General features: G+C 70.9%; 13 protein-coding genes. 9 read left to right on the top strand and 4 right to left on the bottom strand.

Annotation, left to right across the window (positions count from 1 at the left end; all coding sequences use genetic code 11):
* The first annotated feature begins 65 nt into the window (after positions 1-65).
* The 6 genes from ASD62_RS09470 to ASD62_RS09445 all read left to right on the top strand — a co-directional run bounded on the left by ASD62_RS09470 (position 66) and on the right by ASD62_RS09445 (position 8686).
* Positions 66-1628, top strand: a complete 1563-nt coding sequence (locus ASD62_RS09470) for an NCS1 family nucleobase:cation symporter-1 (protein WP_082553448.1) — start codon at positions 66-68, stop codon at positions 1626-1628.
* Positions 1625-2383, top strand: coding sequence for an aspartate/glutamate racemase family protein (locus tag ASD62_RS09465; RefSeq protein WP_235530672.1), 759 nt, complete (start codon positions 1625-1627; stop codon positions 2381-2383). The genes ASD62_RS09470 and ASD62_RS09465 overlap by 4 nt, the downstream gene beginning before the upstream one ends.
* A 205-nt stretch (positions 2384-2588) precedes the next feature.
* Positions 2589-4085 (top strand): xanthine dehydrogenase small subunit, encoded by a 1497-nt coding sequence (locus ASD62_RS09460; protein ID WP_056915745.1) that lies wholly within the window; start codon positions 2589-2591, stop codon positions 4083-4085.
* A complete protein-coding gene (gene xdhB, locus ASD62_RS09455) occupies positions 4082-6535 on the top strand; it encodes a xanthine dehydrogenase molybdopterin binding subunit (protein WP_056915744.1) in 2454 nt (817 codons plus the stop codon). The genes ASD62_RS09460 and xdhB overlap by 4 nt, the downstream gene beginning before the upstream one ends.
* Before the next feature lies 1 nt (position 6536).
* Entirely contained in the window at positions 6537-7376 is an 840-nt protein-coding gene (gene xdhC, locus ASD62_RS09450; protein WP_056915743.1) for a xanthine dehydrogenase accessory protein XdhC, read from the top strand.
* Entirely contained in the window at positions 7373-8686 is a 1314-nt protein-coding gene (locus tag ASD62_RS09445) for a guanine deaminase (protein WP_056915742.1), read from the top strand. The genes xdhC and ASD62_RS09445 overlap by 4 nt, the downstream gene beginning before the upstream one ends.
* A gap of 57 nt (positions 8687-8743) precedes the next feature.
* On the opposite strand, the gene aceB is transcribed toward ASD62_RS09445, so the two are convergent.
* Positions 8744-10351, bottom strand: coding sequence for a malate synthase A (gene aceB / locus ASD62_RS09440; protein ID WP_056915741.1), 1608 nt, complete (start codon positions 10349-10351; stop codon positions 8744-8746).
* Between the two features lie 90 nt (positions 10352-10441).
* Between aceB and ASD62_RS09435 the strand changes: the two genes are divergently transcribed.
* Together ASD62_RS09435 and ASD62_RS09430 are read left to right on the top strand one after the other, a co-directional pair.
* Positions 10442-11236, top strand: coding sequence for an IclR family transcriptional regulator (locus tag ASD62_RS09435; protein WP_056915740.1), 795 nt, complete (start codon positions 10442-10444; stop codon positions 11234-11236).
* A 118-nt stretch (positions 11237-11354) separates the two neighbouring features.
* On the top strand, positions 11355-12149 hold the full coding sequence (locus tag ASD62_RS09430; RefSeq protein WP_056915739.1) for a glycerophosphodiester phosphodiesterase: 795 nt from the start codon (positions 11355-11357) through the stop codon (positions 12147-12149).
* A 44-nt stretch (positions 12150-12193) separates the two neighbouring features.
* On the opposite strand, the gene ASD62_RS09425 is transcribed toward ASD62_RS09430, so the two are convergent.
* A complete protein-coding gene (locus ASD62_RS09425; RefSeq protein WP_056915738.1) occupies positions 12194-12640 on the bottom strand; it encodes a PA2169 family four-helix-bundle protein in 447 nt (148 codons plus the stop codon).
* Between the two features lie 140 nt (positions 12641-12780).
* The gene (gene acs, locus ASD62_RS09420) at positions 12781-14754 is read right to left on the bottom strand and encodes an acetate--CoA ligase (RefSeq protein WP_056915737.1); all 1974 of its coding nucleotides are present in this window, start codon (positions 14752-14754) and stop codon (positions 12781-12783) included.
* 140 nt (positions 14755-14894) lie between these two features.
* On the opposite strand from acs, the gene ASD62_RS09415 reads away from it, so the two are divergent.
* Positions 14895-15755, top strand: a complete 861-nt coding sequence (locus ASD62_RS09415; RefSeq protein ID WP_056915736.1) for a hypothetical protein — start codon at positions 14895-14897, stop codon at positions 15753-15755.
* An 88-nt stretch (positions 15756-15843) separates the two neighbouring features.
* On the opposite strand, the gene ASD62_RS09410 is transcribed toward ASD62_RS09415, so the two are convergent.
* Positions 15844-16437 (bottom strand): hypothetical protein, encoded by a 594-nt coding sequence (locus tag ASD62_RS09410; protein WP_235529313.1) that lies wholly within the window; start codon positions 16435-16437, stop codon positions 15844-15846.
* Between the last annotated feature and the right edge of the window lie 2 nt (positions 16438-16439).

Here is a 16439-nt window from a genome sequence, read left to right as displayed (position 1 = left end):
CCCCGGTTCCGTCCCTAGCGTTCTCCGCAGGATCCGCGGCCGACGCGGTGGACAAAGGAGTCCGGATGAGCACCACTGAGAAGCCCTTCGAGACCGAGGCGGCAGCCGCTGCAGCCGGTTTCGCGACCCACCACGGCGAGCACGACCACGGCGCCGGCGCCGGCCTGATCAAGCCGTCGTACGACGAGCGCCTGACCAACGAGGACCTCGCGCCGCTCAAGGAGCAGACGTGGTCCTGGTACAACATCTTCGCGTTCTGGATGTCCGACGTGCACAGCGTCGGCGGGTACATCACCGCCGGCAGCCTCTTCGCCCTCGGCCTGACCAGCTGGCAGGTGTTCGTGTGCCTCATCGTCGGCATCACCATCGTCCTGTTCTTCTGCAACCTCGTGGCCAAGCCGAGCCAGCGCACGGGCGTCCCGTACCCCGTGATCTGCCGCTCGGTCTTCGGGGTCCTGGGCGCCAACATCCCGGCCATCATCCGCGGCCTGATCGCGGTGGCCTGGTACGGCATCCAGACCTACCTCGCGTCGGCCTCGTTGGACATCCTGCTGGTCCGCATGTGGCCCGGGCTCGCGCCGTACGCCGAGGTGGACCAGCACGGGTTCCTCGGGCTCTCCACCCTCGGCTACGCGACGTTCGCCCTCCTCTGGGTGGCCCAGGCGGCGGTCTTCTGGACCGGCATGAACACCATCCGCAAGTTCATCGACTTCGCCGGCCCGGCCGTCTACGTCGTCATGATCGCGCTCTGCGTCTACCTGCTGTCCAAGGCCGGCTGGAACGTCAACCTCAACCTCTCGGACCACGAGCTCTCCGGAGGCAAGGTCTTCACGACCATGCTCGCCGCGACCGCGCTGGTGGTCTCGTACTTCTCCGGGCCGATGCTCAACTTCGGTGACTTCTCGCGGTACGGCCGGTCGTTCGAAGCCGTGAAGAAGGGCAACTTCTGGGGCCTGCCGGTCAACTTCGTCTTCTTCTCGCTGCTGACCGTCCTCACCGCCGCGGCGACCCTGCCGGTCTACGGCAAGCTCATCACCGACCCCGTGGAGACGGTGGGACACATCGACAACACCTTCGCCCTCGTCCTGGCGGCGCTGACCTTCACCACGGCCACGATCGGCATCAACATCGTCGCCAACTTCGTCTCCCCCGCGTTCGACTTCTCCAACGTCAGCCCTCAGAAGATCAGCTGGCGCATGGGCGGCATGATCGCCGCCGTCGGCTCGGTCCTCCTCACCCCGTGGAACCTCTACAACAGCCCCGAGACGATCCACTACACGCTGGACACCCTGGGTGCCTTCATCGGTCCGCTCTTCGGGGTCCTCATCGCCCACTACTACGTCGTGCACAAGCAGCAGGTCTGCATCGACGACCTGTTCACCCTCGACGAGTCCGGGGCCTACCACTACACGAAGGGCTACAACCCGTCGGCGATCTGGGCCACCGCCATCGCCGCGGTGTGCGCGATGCTCGCGGTGTTCGTGCCCGGCATCAACCGGTTCGACGACTACAGCTGGTTCATCGGCTGCGGAATCGGCTTCGCCGCCTACGCCCTCATCGCCCCCCGCATGGGGATCGGCGCCGAGCAGCTGGCGGCCAAGTGCGTCGGCAAGACCGTCTCGGAGTGACCGCCGTGGGTGCCAACGACACCGTCCGACTCACCGTTATCAACCCCAACACGACGGTCGCGATGACCTCGCTCATCGAGTCGGAGGCCAGGCGCGTGGCGGGACCCGGGACCGTCGTGACGGGACGGACCCCGGCGATGGGGCCGGCGTCGATCGAGAGCCACTACGACGAGGCGCTCAGCGTCCCGGGAGTGCTCGAGATCATCCGCGAGGACACGCAGGCGGACGCGTTCGTGCTCGCCTGCTTCGGGGACCCCGGCCTGGACGCTGCGCGGGAGGCCGCGTCCAGGCCGGTGATCGGCATCGCCGAGGCGGCGATGAAGACCGCGTCGCTGCTCGGCCGGTCGTTCAGCGTCGTCACGACGATGAACCGGACGGTCGGCCGCGCGTGGGACCTCACCCGAACCTATGGTCTCGAGCGGCAGTGCGCCGGGGTGCACGCCTGCGACATCCCCGTCCTCGAGCTGGAGGAGGACCAGGACCACACGTATGCCGTGATCCTGGCCTTCGCGAAGACCGCCCTGGCCCAGGACGGCAGCGACGCCATCGTGCTCGGGTGCGCGGGGATGGCCGGCCTCCCCGAGCTGCTCACGCAACAGCTCGGGGTGCCGGTCGTCGACGGCGTCGCCGCCGGGACGTTGCTCGCGGAGTCGCTGGTGCGACAGGGACTTCGGCCCGCGACCCACGGTGAGCTCGCCCCGCCGCCGCCCAAGGCCTTCACCGGCGCCCTGTCCGCCTTCGGCCGCCAGGGCTGAGGCCGCGGCATCGGTCCAGTCCTTGAAACAGCAGGCCGCAAACCCTTGATTCAACAGTTTGTAGAGGATTACCGTCGTCGCAGCACAACGCGGCCGTTGTTCTGCATGGATAACCGGCGGACCCGCTCGTCACGCAACCATGCACCCGGTCGATCTCGCCCGGGTGGATGATGGACCCCAACGGCGGGGGACGGGAGCTGCGGGTATGGCGTCACGGCACGAGGTCACGGTCAACGGGGCGGCGCGCCCCCTCACCGGGGTCGACCCGGCGACGAACGCGTTGGACTTCCTGCGGGCCCAGGGCCTGACGGGGGCCAAGGAAGGGTGCGCCGAGGGGGAGTGCGGCGCCTGCTCGGTGATGATTGCCCGACCCGACGGGGACGACGCCTCCCGGTGGACCGCCGTCAACGCCTGTCTCATCCCTGCGGCGGCACTCGACGGCCAGGAGGTCGTCACCGCCGAGGGCCTCGGCACCCCCGACGACCTCCACCCGGTGCAGCGCGAGATGGCCGTCCGGGGTGGGTCGCAGTGCGGCTACTGCACGCCCGGGTTCATCTGCAGCATGGCAGCCGAGTTCTACCGCGGAGACCGCTGCCCGGCGCCCGGTGGACCCTCCGACGACGCGGTGTCGTCCAACGGGTCGGCCCACGCCGCGCACGGCACCGACCCCGAGCACGGCGAGAACGGGTTCGACCTGCATGCCCTGTCCGGCAACCTGTGTCGTTGCACCGGCTACCGGCCCATCCGTGACGCCGCCTACGCGCTCGAGCAGCCCGCCGACGGGGACCCGCTCGCCGAGCGCTCGAGCCGTCCGGCTCCCGTCGCCGCCCACACCCGCCTCGAGGGCTCGAGCGGCGTCTTCGAGCGACCCGCCGACCTGCCGCAGGCGCTCGCCCTGCTCGCCGACCACCCGGGCGCCGTCCTCGTCGCCGGTTCGACCGACTGGGGCGTCGAGGTCAACATCCGAGGTGTCCGCGCGCCGTACGCCATCGGCATCGACCGACTCCCCGAGCTGCGCAGCTTCCACGTGGGGGACCACTCGGTCGAGATCGGCGCAGCCCTGACGCTGAGCGAGGTCGAGCGTGGGCTGGAGGGCCGGATCCCGTTGCTGGACCAGCTGTTCCCCCAGTTCGCCTCACGCCTGATCCGCAACGGCGCCACCATCGGCGGCAACCTCGGCACCGGCTCGCCGATCGGCGACAGCCCACCGGCGCTGCTCGCCCTCGAGGCCACCGTGGTGCTGGCGTCCGTCGACGGGGACCGCGAGGTGCCCCTGTCGGACTACTTCACCGGGTACCGCCAGACCGTCAAGCGCGACGACGAGCTCATCCGCGCAGTGCGGATCCCCCTGCCCGTCAGCGGGATCGCCGCGTTCCACAAGATCGCCAAGCGCCGGTTCGACGACATCTCCAGCGTCGCTGTCGGCTTCGCCATCGACGTGCAGGAGGGTGTCGTCGCCAAGGCGCGCATCGGCCTCGGCGGTGTGGCGGCGACCCCTGTGCGGGCGCTCGCCACCGAGGCCGCGCTCGAGGGGCGCGCCTGGACCATCGACGTCGTCCGCGAGGCGGCGGACGTGATGGCCCGCGAGGGCACGCCGATGGACGACCACCGGGCCAGCGCTCCATACCGCTCCGCGATGCTCGGCACCGCCCTCCTCAAGCTGCATGCCCAGACCGCGACCCCGCAGGAGGTGGGAGCATGAGCGCACTCTCCGAGCGCCCGGCGAACCCCGTTGTCGGACAAGAGATCCCGCACGAGGCGGCCGCTCTGCACGTGACCGGTCTGGCCCTCTACACCGACGACCTCGTCCAGCGCACGCACGCTGTCCTGCACGCCCACCCGGTGCAGGCTCCGCACGCCCACGCCCGGGTGACCGGCTTGCGCACGGCCCCGGCCCTCGACGTGCCCGGAGTGGTCCGGGTCCTCACCGCGGACGACGTCCCCGGGGTCAACGACGCCGGCGTGAAGCACGACGAGCCGCTGTTCCCGTCCGAGGTGATGTTCCACGGCCACGCGGTGTGCTGGGTCCTCGGCGAGACGCTCGAGGCCGCGCGCCTCGGGTCCCTGGCCGTCGAGGTCGACTACGAGCCGCTGCCCTCGATCGTCAGCGTCCGTGAGGCCATCGAGGCCGACAGCTTCCAGGGGGCGCGGCCCAAGGTGGAGCGCGGTGACATCGACGCCGGGTTCGACGGCGCGGCCCACGTGTTCAGCGGGGAGTTCGAGTTCGCCGGCCAGGAGCACTTCTACCTCGAGACGCACGCCTCGCTCGCCCTGGTGGACGAGAACGGCCAGGTCTTCATCCAGAGCAGCACCCAGCACCCGACCGAGACGCAGGACATCGTGGCCCACGTCCTCGGCGTGCCGAGCAACGAGGTCACGGTGCAGTGCCTGCGCATGGGGGGCGGCTTCGGGGGCAAGGAGATGCAACCCCACGGGTATGCCGCCATCGCCGCCCTGGGGGCGCGGCTCACCGGTCGCCCGGTGCGGCTGCGCCTCACGCGCACCCAGGACATGACGATGTCCGGCAAGCGGCACGGGTTCCACGCGCAGTGGCGGGTGGCGTTCGACGAGTCCGGGCTGATCCGGGCGCTCGACGCGACCCTCACGTCCGACGGCGGGTGGAGCCTCGACCTGTCCGAGCCCGTCCTGGCGCGCGCGCTGTGCCACATCGACAACGCCTACTGGATCCCCAACATCCGCGTGAACGGCCGGATCGCCAAGTCCCACAAGACCTCCCAGACCGCGTTCCGAGGATTTGGTGGACCGCAGGGGATGCTCGTCATCGAGGACATCCTCGGCCGGTGTGCTCCGTTGCTGGGCATAGACCCCATCGACCTGCGGAGCCGCAACTTCTACGCAGACGGCCAGAGCACGCCGTACGGGCAGCCGGTCCGGCACCCCGAGCGGACCGGCACCTGCTGGGACCAGGTCCTCACGACCGGTGACATCCGGGCCCGCCAGGCGAAGATCGAGGAGTTCAACGCGACCCACGAGCACACCAAGCGTGGGCTGGCCATGACGCCGGTGAAGTTCGGGATCTCCTTCAACTTCACCGCCTTCAACCAGGCGGGCGCCCTCGTCCACGTCTACAAGGACGGCTCGGTGCTCATCACGCACGGCGGCACCGAGATGGGGCAGGGTCTGCACACCAAGATGCTCCAGGTCGCGGCCACGACCCTCGGGGTGCCCCTGTCGACCGTGCGCCTCGCACCGACCCGCACCGACAAGGTGCCCAACACCTCGGCCACCGCGGCCAGCTCCGGTGCCGACCTCAACGGTGGGGCGGTGAAGAACGCCTGCGAGCAGGTGCTCGAACGGCTGCGTGAGGTCGCGGGTCGCAGGCTCGGGGTGCACCCGGCCGACGTCAGGTTCGTCGACGGGCAGGTGACCACGGTCGGTGGCAGCGAGTCGGTGCCGTGGGCCGACCTGGTCAACCAGGCGTACTTCCAGCGGGTCCAGCTGTGGGCGGCGGGCTTCTACCGCACCGAGGGACTGCACTGGGACTCCTCGATCATGCACGGGTCACCGTTCAAGTACTTCTCGTACGGCGTCGCGGCCACCGAGGTCGAGGTCGACGGGTTCACCGGCGCCTACCGCACGCGCCGGGTGGACATCGTCCACGACGTCGGCGACAGCCTCTCGCCGCTGGTCGACATCGGTCAGGTCGAGGGCGCGTTCGTCCAGGGCGCCGGCTGGCTGACCCTGGAGGACCTGCGCTGGGACGAGAGCGACCGGCCGTCCCGCGGTCGGCTGGCGACCCAGGCGGCCAGCACCTACAAGCTGCCGAGCTTCTCCGAGATGCCCGAGGTCTTCAACGTGGCGCTGCTCCAGCGGGCCCACGAGGACGGCGCCGTCTACGGTTCCAAGGCGGTCGGCGAGCCGCCGCTCATGCTCGCGTTCTCCGTCCGGGAGGCGTTGCGCCAGGCTGCCGCGGCGTTCGGGCCGGCGGGCACCAGCGTCGACCTTGCCTCGCCGGCGACCCCCGAGGCCGTGTGGTGGGCGCTGGAGCAGGCCCGTCGCAGCGGTGGTGGACGCGACGAGCACGGCCACGTCGAGGAAGGCGCTCCCGGCGTGGTCCCCGACCAGCCGGCGACCAAGCCGCTGCGCCCGCACTCCGAGCTCGCGGCGCAGTCCGCCTCCGGTGGAGCCTGAGATGCACTGGCTGGCAGCGGTCGAACGGCTCCGGCGCGAGCGTCGCGCCGGCGTCCTGGTCACCCTCGTCTCCGTCCGCGGCCACTCGCCGCGGGAGGCGGGAGCCAAGATGGTCGTCTCCGTCGACGACGCCTGGGACAGCATCGGCGGGGGCAACCTCGAGGCCACTGCCGTGGCCCGGGCACGGACCATGGTCGCCGAGGGCGTGCTCGTCCCCGAGCAGCTGTCGTTGTCGCTCAACGACAAGGCGCGTGCCGAGCACGGTCAGCAGTGCTGCGGCGGGGAGGTCGTCATCCTGCTCGAGCCGCTGGCCGTGGCCCCCTCGGTGGCGATCTTCGGGATGGGCCACGTCGGCCTCGAGCTGGCCCGCATCCTCGCGCGGCACGACCTCGAGCTGCACCTCGTCGACTCGCGCGCCGACCACGTCTCACCACGGAGGCTGGCGCCGCTCGACGACGCCGTCGCGCGGGTGCACGCCCACCACGCACCGGTGCCCGAGCTGGTGCTAGGCCAGGTGCCGCACGGCACGCACGTCCTCGTCATGACGCATGACCACGCCGAGGACGCGGCCCTGTGCGACTCCGCGCTGCGCTGCAGCCACCTCGCGTCGATCGGGCTCATCGGCTCGTCGGCGAAGTGGTCCCGCTTCCGCAAGCGCCTTGCGGCGGAGGGACATTCGGCCGAAACCCTCAGTCGTATCACCACGCCGATCGGCCTGCCCGAGCTCACCGGCAAGGATCCCGCGACCATCGCCGTGAGCGTCGCTGCCGACCTCGTGCGGGTGTTCGAGGCCGAACGGTCCTCGGCCCGTGTCGACGACCGCCAGCAGGTCACGACGTGACCCTCTACCGCGCCCGCATCGTCGACACCCCGTCCGACCCCTTCGCCGGTGGCGCCCTGCGTGCAGAGGAGGACGGCGGCCTCGTCGTCGACGAGTCGGGGCTCATCGTCGCGCGCGGTTCCTTCGCCGAGGTGCGCGCCGAGCACCCGGACGAGGTGGTCATCGAGCTGCCCGGGGGCATGCTCCTGCCGGGCCTGGTCGACACCCACGTGCACTACCCGCAGGTGCGGGTCATCGGCGGTCTGGGCATGCCGCTGCTCGACTGGCTCGACCAGTGCGCCCTCCCCGAGGAGGCACGCCTCGCCGACGTCGCCTACGCCAAGGGTGTCGCGCGCGACTTCGTCACCGGTCTGGTCGATGCCGGCACCACGACGGCGCTCGTGTTCGGCTCCCACTTCGCCACCGCCGTCGACTCGATGTTCGCCGCCGCCGACGTGGCCGGGTTGCGGGTCACCACCGGGCTCGTCGTCTCGGACCGCAGCCTGCGGCCCGAGCTGCTGTCCACCCCCGACCGGGCCTACGACGAGGCGCGCGGGCTCGCCGAGCGCTGGCACGGCCACGGTCGCCTCCGGTATGCCGTGACGCCCCGCTTCTCGTTCTCCGCCAGCGACGCGATGCTCGAGTCGTGCGCGGCGACGTTCAAGGAGGTGCAGGGCTCGTGGTTCACCTCCCACGTCAACGAGAACCTCTTCGAGGTCGCCGAGGTGAGGCGGCTCTTCGGTGGGACGAACTACGTCCACACCTACGCCAACCACGGCCTGGTCGACCGCAACTCGGTGCTGGCCCACAACGTGCACCCGGTCGACGAGGAGCTGGCCCTGCTCGCCAGCCAGGACGCCTCCGTGTCGCACTGCCCGACGAGCAACTCCGCGCTGGGAAGCGGGTTGTTCCCGCTGCAGCGGCACCTCGACCACGGGGTCCGGGTGGCGTTGGGGTCGGACGTCGGTGCAGGAACAGGCTTCTCGCTGCTGAAGGAGGGGCTGCAGGCCTACTTCATGCAGCAGCTGCTCGGCGCCGACGGCGTGGCGCTCACGTCGGCCCACCTGCTGTGGCTGGCGACGTCGGCCGGTGCCGACGCGCTCGGCCTGGCCGACGAGGTCGGTGACCTGTCGGTGGGCAAGCAGTTCGACGCGGTGTGGGTGCTGCCGCAGGCGGGCAACCCGCTCGACGTCGGGCTCGGCAACGCGAACTCGACCGTGGACGCCCTGGCCAAGGTGTTCGCGCTGGGCACGACGAGCGACATCGAGGGCGTCTGGGTCGGTGGCGACCAGATCGCCGCCGGGCGGTTCCGCCGTCCCGCGACCCGCTGACGACGACGCCCGCCCCGGGTCCGACCGGGGCGGGCGTCGTGGGCGAAGCGGTGGAGGTCAGGCCTTCTCGAGCCGGAGCACCTCGGTGTAGGCGGGGAGGGTGAGGAAGTCGGGGAAGTCGGGGTCGAGCGCGCACTCGACGAACAGCCGGCGAGCGGCCTCCCACTCGCCGTCGGCGAAGGCGTCCGTGCCGACGGACTCCTCCAACGCTGCATACTCCTCCTCGACCAGGCGGTCGACGAGCTCGCGGGTGACCTTCTCCCCGGAGGTGAGGGTGACCTCGTTGTGGATCCACTGCCAGATCTGCGAACGCGAGATCTCGGCGGTGGCGGCGTCCTCCATGAGGTTGTGGATGCCGACCGCGCCGTTGCCCCGCAGCCACGACTGGAGGTAGGCGATGCCCACGGTGATGTTGCCGCGCAGGCCCTCCTCGGTGCGGTCACCGGGCGTCTTGCCCGCTGCGAGCAGGTCGTCGGCGGAGACCGAGACGTCGTCGCGCTGCTTGCCGAGCTGGTTGGGCCGGTCGCCGAGGACCTCGGTGAAGACCTCCTTGCAGAGGTCGACCATGCCCGGGTGCGCGACCCACGAGCCGTCGAACCCCGCGCCGGCCTCGCGCTCCTTGTCGGCGCGGACCTTGGCGAACGCCTGGTCGTTGACCTCGGGGTCCTTGCTCGGGATGAACGCAGCCATGCCGCCGATCGCGAATGCTCCGCGCCGGTGGCAGGTCTTCACGAGCAGCTCGCTGTAGGCCTTCATCATCGGCGCGGTCATCGTCACGGCGTTGCGGTCGGGGAGCGTGAACTCGGGACCGGAGTCGCGGAAGTACTTGATGATGGAGAACAGGTAGTCCCAGCGCCCCGCGTTGAGGCCGGCGGCGTGGTCGCGCAGCTCGTAGAGGATCTCGTCCATCTCGAACGCGGCCGGGATGGTCTCGATGAGGACGGTTGCCCGGATCGAGCCGTGGGGGACGCCGACGTGCTCCTGGGCGAAGGTGAAGACGTCGTTCCAGAGGCGGGCCTCGCGGTGCGACTCCATCTTCGGCAGGTAGAAGTACGGGCCGCTGCCACGCTCGAGGAGCTCCTTGGCGTTGTGGAAGAAGTACAGGCCGAAGTCGACGAGCGCTCCGACCAGCGGCCTGCCGTCCAGCTGCAGGTGCTCCTCGTCGAGGTGCCAGCCGCGGGGACGCGGCACGATCACCGGCGTGGAGCTCGGGTCCTCGAGCGAGTAGTCCTTGCCCTGCGGCGAGGTGAACGCGATCGTGCCGCGGACGGCGTCTCGCAGGTTGACCTGGCCGCCGATGACGTTGGCCCAGTGCGGGGTGTTCGCGTCCTCGAGGTCGGCCAGCCACACCTTGGCGCCGGAGTTGAGGGCGTTGATCGCCATCTTGCGCTCGGTCGGACCAGTGATCTCGACACGGCGGTCGCGGAAGTCGGCCGGCGCTTGCGCCACGGTCCAGTCGCCCTCGCGCACCTCCCGGGTCTCGTCGAGGAAGTCGAGCCGGCCGGTCTTCGAGACCTCCTCGCGGCGAGCCCTGCGGGCGGCGAGGAGCTCGTCGCGGGTGCCGCCGAAGCGGGTCTGCAGCTCGGCGAGAAAGTCGAGGGCCTCGGGGGTCAGGACCTCGTCGCTGCGCTCGACCGGGCCTCCGGTCACGGTGATGGCGGACATCGGTGGCTCATCCTCACTGTCGGGGTCGGTGCACTACGATACTTCCATGATACGAAATCTTCTTCTCATTCGCCTCGTGGGGAGAGATATATGAGCACCGACGAGACCGCGATCGAGCCGGTCACGGCGGCGCCCAAGACCGGTGGGGTGCAGTCCCTCGAGCGGGCCTTCGCCATCCTCGAGACGATGGCCGACGCCGGTGGGGTGATCAGCCTCTCCCAGCTCGCGAACGACGCCGACCTGCCGCTGCCGACGATCCACCGCCTCGTGCGCACGCTGGTCGACCTCGGCTACGTGCGCCAGGAGGCCTCCCGCCAGTACTCGCTCGGACCGCGCCTGATCCGCCTCGGCGAGACCACCTCGCGCATGCTCGGCCGCTGGGCCCGCCCCCACATGGAGCGGCTCGCCCACGAGCTCGGGGAGTCGGTCAACCTCGCGATGCTCGACGGCGACCAGGTGGTCTACGTCGGCCAGGTGATGGCCTCCCGCAACTCGATGCGCATGTTCACCGAGGTGGGCCGTCGGGTCCTGCCGCACTCCACCGGGGTCGGCAAGGCGATCATGGCCGACCTCGACCCGGCCGACGTCCGCGCCCTCTTGGAGCGCACCGGGATGCCGGCCCGGACCGAGCACACGATCACCACCCCGGAGGAGTTCCTCGCCGAGCTCGAACGCACCCGCCGTCGAGGTCACGCCCTCGACGAGGGGGAGCAGGAGGTCGGCGTCCGCTGCGTCGCGGTGGCCGTCCCCGACGCGCCGCAGCTCCTGGCCCTGTCGGTCTCCGGACCCGTGACGCGGGTGACCGACGAGTTCGTCGCGCGGGCGACGGGTCCGCTGCACCGTGCCGCCGAGGCCATCTCGCGGGAGATGCGCGGCGCCCGGTAGGGGTCACCGGGTGTCCGCACGGCAGCATCGGGCGAACGGTTGTCCCTGATGGGGTGAACAGTGGTCCCAACGGCCGTTTCCGGTCCGTGGTGGCCGTTTCCTTCGGCACGCTGGTGCCATGGCCTACGGCTCCGAGTTCGGACCCATCGCCCTCGCCCACCGCGGAGGCGCCGGCCTCGCGCCCGAGAACACCCTGGCCGCGTTCGGTCGGGCTGCCGCCCTCGGCTTCCGCTACCTCGAGACCGACGTCAAGCTCACGTCCGACGGCCACCTCGTCTGCTTCCACGACAACACCCTCGACCGCGTCACGGACGGCCGCGGCCCTGTCGCCCGGCACACCCTCGCGCGGTTGCGCGGCATACGGGTGGAGGGCACTGAGCCGATCCCGACCCTGACCGAGGCCTTGGAGGCGTTCCCCGACGCCCGGTTCACCGTCGACCTCAAGGACCGCGGGGCCATTGGTCCCCTCGTGAAGGTCTTGCAGCACAAGGACTTCCGGGAGCGCGTCTGTGTGGCGGGCGCGTGGGACAGCTGGCTAGCGACCGTGCGGGCCGAGGCACCCGGGGTGCGCAGCGCCCTCGGCTGGCGTTCGCTCGCCGCCCTGGTCACGTCGTCGCGGACGGGGGTGCGGCCATCGCGGCGCCTGGCGACCGCGGAGTTCGCCCACGTGCCCCTGCGCCTGGGCCGCGTGCCGGTGTTCGTCGAGCGACTGGTCGAGGGTGCGCACCGCATCGGTGTGCGGGTGGTCGTCTGGACCATCGACGACCCGGTCGCGATGCGCCGGGTCCTCGACGCCGGGGTGGACGGCATCATCAGCGACCGGCCCGACCTGCTGCGCGAGGTCCTGGTCTCCCGCGGCCAGTGGACTCCCATGCCGGGCGCGCCCACGTTCCCGGAGGCCCTGAGCGCCTGACCACGCCGGGGCGGGGTCAGGCGCTCAGGACTCGTCGGACAGGGTCAGGCGGTCCGCTGGAGCGCCTTGACCTCGTCGCGCGCCGCCACGATCGCGGCGTGCTGCTGCTGGACGACGGTGCGGAACCCGTCGCTGAGGTCGTCCTCCGCCAGCGCCTTCTCGTACTCCGACACCGCGTGGTCCTCACCGGTGACGGCCGCGCCGAGGACACCTGAGGCGTCGTCGCCGGTCAGGGCGTCCTTGAGGGACAGCCAGCCGCGGTGCAGCGTGGCGGCCACCGAGCCGCTCTCGTCGACGTCGTCACCGTAGTCGTGGCCCATGGACACGATGTCGCGCGCGAAGGCGGCGCGCTGCTCGGCCAGGCGCTCGAGCGTCGACGCGGCCTCCGGGCTGTCGCTGTCACGCAGCTTCTCGGCGGCGGACGTGAAGCCGTTGCGGCCGTCCTTGAGGGTCTCCACGAGGTCCTTGGCGACCTTCTCGTCAGCTGACATGGCTGTGCTCCTTCTGTCGGTGATGGCGTTCTCCGGTCACCTACCCGCTTCCGCAGCGTCCAAACCCCGCCACGGACACAGGCGTGCCGCGGACGCGAGGTGCGTCCGTGGCATACCTGCGCGGGGTGGTGTGGTGGAGGTCAGTCCTCCGACGAACCCGACATGCCCTGCTTGATGAGGTTCATGACCGACGAGTCGGCCAGGGTCGTGACATCGCCGACCTCGCGGTTCTCGGCGACGTCGCGCAGCAGGCGGCGCATGATCTTGCCCGAGCGGGTCTTGGGGAGCTCGGCGACCACCATGATCTGGCGGGGTTTGGCGATCGGACCGATCTCCTTGGCCACGTGGTTGCGCAGCTCCTGGACGGTCTCGTCACCGTTGTCGACGAACCCACCGCGCAATATGACGAACGCGCACACCGCCTGGCCCGTGGTCTCGTCCGTCGCACCGACGACCGCGGCCTCGGCGACCGACGGGTGCGACACGAGGGCCGACTCGATCTCGGCGGTGGAGAGGCGGTGGCCGGACACGTTCATGACGTCGTCGACGCGGCCCAGGAGCCAGATGTTCCCCTTCTCGTCGTACTTGGCCCCGTCGCCGGCGAAGTAGTACTTCTCGCCGAACCGCGACCAGTACGTCTCCTTGTAGCGCTCGGGGTCGCCCCAGATGCCGCGGAGCATGCCGGGCCACGGCTTGGTGAGCACGAGGTAGCCGACGGCCTCGGGGTCGTGCAGCGGCTGGCCCTCGTCGTCGAGGATCTCGGCGCTGATGCCGGGGATCGGGCGCTGCGCCGAGCCGGGCTCGAGCGTGGTGACGCCCGGCAGCGGGCTGATCATGATGCCGCCGGTCTCGGTCTGCCACCACGTGTCGACGATCGGGGCCTTGTCGCTGCCGATGTGCTTGCGGTACCAGAGCCACGCCTCGGGGTTGATCGGCTCGCCGACCGACCCGAGCACGCGCAGCGACGACAGGTCGAACTTCGCCGGGATGTCGTCGCCCCACTTCATGAACGTCCGGATCGCCGTCGGCGCGGTGTAGAGGATCGAGACCTTGTACTTCTCGACGATCTCCCACCACCGGCCCTGGTGCGGCGTGTCCGGGGTGCCCTCGTAGATGACCTGCGTCGCGCCGTTCGCGAGCGGGCCGTAGACGATGTAGCTGTGGCCGGTGACCCAGCCGATGTCGGCGGTGCACCAGTAGACGTCGGTCTCGGGGTGCACGTCGTGGACGACGGAGTTCGTGTAGGCCGCCTGCGTGAGGTAGCCGCCCGTGGTGTGGAAGATGCCCTTGGGCTTCCCGGTGGTGCCGGACGTGTAGAGGATGAAGAGCGGGTGCTCGCTGTCGTGGGCGACGGCCTCGTGCTCGTCGCTCGCACTGTCGACGACGTCGTGCCACCAGACGTCGCGCTGGTCGTCCCACTCGACCTCGCCCTCGGTGCGCTTGACGACGAGGACCTTCTCCACGGTGCTGTCACCCGTGACGGCGGCGTCGACGGCAGGCTTCAGCGCTGCCGGCTTCCCCCGGCGGAACTGGCCGTCGGCGGTGATGACGACCTTGGCCTCGGCGTCAGCGATGCGGGTGCGCAGGGCGTCGGCCGAGAACCCGCCGAACACCACCGAGTGCGGCGCGCCGATGCGGGCGCAGGCCAGCATCGCGACGACGGCCTCGGGGATCATCGGCAGGTAGATCGCGACGCGGTCGCCCTTGGCCACCCCGAGGGACTCGAGTGCGTTCGCGGCCTTCGCGACGTCCTTCTGCAGGTCGGCGTACGTGATGGTGCGGGTGTCGCCACCCTCGCCCTCGAAGTGGATGGCGACGCGGTCACCGTTGCCCGCCTCCACGTGGCGGTCGACGCAGTTGTGGGCGACGTTGAGCTCACCGCCGACGAACCACTGGGCGAAGGGTGCACCGCTCCAGTCCAGGGTCTGGTCGAAGTCCTTGGCCCAGCTGATGCGCTGGCGGGCCTGGGCGGCCCAGAAGCCCTCGTGGTCGGACTCGGCCTGGTCGAAGAGCTCCTTGGTGCCGTTGGCCTGGGCCGCGAACTCGGGGGAGGGGGACAGGTCCCGCTCCGGCGACTGGCTCGTGGTGGTGCTCGTGGTGCCGGTCTCGGACACGGGTTCCTCCTGGAAGGGCTGAAGACGGCGTTGGCTTGCTACCCCCAGCCAACCCGCCCGACCCCTGCCACTGCAAGGGGAACGGTCGGCGTGGTCGTCCGGCGGCCCACTGGGCCAGCCGAGCGGCTAGCCTCGTCGCCGTGACCACCACGACCCAGGCGTCGGCGCCGTCCTTCCCCGACGAGCCCGGCCGCGGATCCCGTCGTGGCGCAGCACGGCTCCGCCACCTCTGGGCGCCCCTGTCGTTCGTCCTCGGCGCGCTGCTCTGGTGGCCGGTCGGCTTCCTCGGACTCGAGACGTGGCTGCACCTGCCACTCGACGTGTTCAAGGGCGACGTGCTCTTCCTCGGCGCAACGGCCGCCGCGGCGTCGGTGTCGCTCGTGGTGCGTTCGCCCTGGCCGCGGTTCGCCATCGTGCTGGTGTTCAGCGCCCTCGGCTGGGCCCTGGACGGACCGCACACGGACACCTATCCCCACGAACGCCTCGTCCTCGTCGCGCTGCTGGGCGGCGGTGCGCTGCTCGGCATCCTGCTCGGTGCGCGCGGGGCGAAGGGAGCGCTCGCCGCCGCGACGGTGCTGGCGGTGGTTGCCGGCCTGTCGCCGACGACCTGGCCCCGCGGCCTGGCGCTGGCCCTGGCGCTCGCGCTTCCGTTCGCGGTGGCGACCTGGCAGCGGGTCGCGCCGACGGTGCTCAGCCTGCTGCGGCTGGTGGTGACCTGGCTGGTGTTCGCCCTGCTCGCCAAGGCGCTGTCGTACGGCTGGGAGACGGTGCGTCCCGGCACCGGGGGCGTCCCCGTCAAGGAGGAGGCGCGCACCGTCGCCGACACCGCGTGGCTCTTCGTGCGGACCCAGTGGTGGCACCACTCGCAGGCCCTCCTCACCTCGTCGACCAAGTGGTACGTCCTCGCGGCGGTCCTGGCCGTCCTGGTCGTGCTGGTGCGCGCCGGTCGCGCGGCCCTGGCGCGCCGGTCGGCCACGGCGCCCGACAAGGCCAGGGCCTGACCGACCGGCGCGCGGGCGCCATACCTCCCGCGGGCGGCACACTCCCGCCGACCTGACCGGTCGCACGGGAGGTGTGCCGCGCAGTCGCCTACCAGCGGTGGGCGACGTCGATGACGAGGCGGCTGGTGGTGCCGTCGTTGACGGTGAAGGCGCGGAACGGCAGCCGTGCCCGCACACCGAGGCCCATCGAGGTGTACCCCTCGAAGGTGCCGGCCCAGGCGACCTGTCGGAACGTCGTGTACCCGGTGACGTCGACGACCTCCTTGGGGTTCTTCGGCGCGTAGGACGTCGTGCCGTTCGGGTTGTACGCCGGGGCGTTGACGACGACGACCAGCTTGGCCCCGCCGCGCAGCGGCACGAGCTTCCCCTGGCCCTCGGTGAACACGTTGCTGACGTACTTCACCGTGTAGCCCGACGGCCTCCCCTTGAGGTCGACGACGAGCCGGTCGTAGCACGAGTGTCGGCCCGACCGGACCCCGGTGACCGGGCCGATGGCCATGGTGCTGTTGGTCTTCGCGAGCGAGCCCCACGTGATGCCGCAGTACGGCGCGGCGGTGGTGGCGGTGGTCGCGCTCGTCGGCGAGGCGAGCGCGGCAGTGACGGGGATGGCCCCGAGGGCGGCGGCGACGACGAGTGACCGGATGGCCAGGCGGGTCGTGCGGTTCGTGCGGGTGGTCTTCATGG

The organism is Phycicoccus sp. Root563 (genome assembly GCF_001427915.1).
In the GTDB taxonomy this organism is placed as follows: domain Bacteria; phylum Actinomycetota; class Actinomycetes; order Actinomycetales; family Dermatophilaceae; genus Pedococcus.
Note: the sequence above shows the minus strand (reverse complement) of the source record. Positions and strands in the feature narration are given on the sequence as shown.

Bases quoted from the DNA above. Each gene is read 5' to 3' on its own strand.
- ASD62_RS09470 (WP_082553448.1), top strand. From the start codon at position 66: ATGAGCACCACTGAGAAGCCCTTCGAGACCGAGGCGGCAGCCGCTGCA.
- ASD62_RS09460 (WP_056915745.1), top strand. From the start codon at position 2,589: ATGGCGTCACGGCACGAGGTCACGGTCAACGGGGCGGCGCGCCCCCTC.
- xdhB (WP_056915744.1), top strand. From the start codon at position 4,082: ATGAGCGCACTCTCCGAGCGCCCGGCGAACCCCGTTGTCGGACAAGAG.
- xdhC (WP_056915743.1), top strand. From the start codon at position 6,537: ATGCACTGGCTGGCAGCGGTCGAACGGCTCCGGCGCGAGCGTCGCGCC.
- aceB (WP_056915741.1), bottom strand. From the start codon at position 10,351: ATGTCCGCCATCACCGTGACCGGAGGCCCGGTCGAGCGCAGCGACGAG.
- ASD62_RS09435 (WP_056915740.1), top strand. From the start codon at position 10,442: ATGAGCACCGACGAGACCGCGATCGAGCCGGTCACGGCGGCGCCCAAG.
- ASD62_RS09430 (WP_056915739.1), top strand. From the start codon at position 11,355: ATGGCCTACGGCTCCGAGTTCGGACCCATCGCCCTCGCCCACCGCGGA.
- ASD62_RS09425 (WP_056915738.1), bottom strand. From the start codon at position 12,640: ATGTCAGCTGACGAGAAGGTCGCCAAGGACCTCGTGGAGACCCTCAAG.
- ASD62_RS09410 (WP_235529313.1), bottom strand. From the start codon at position 16,437: ATGAAGACCACCCGCACGAACCGCACGACCCGCCTGGCCATCCGGTCA.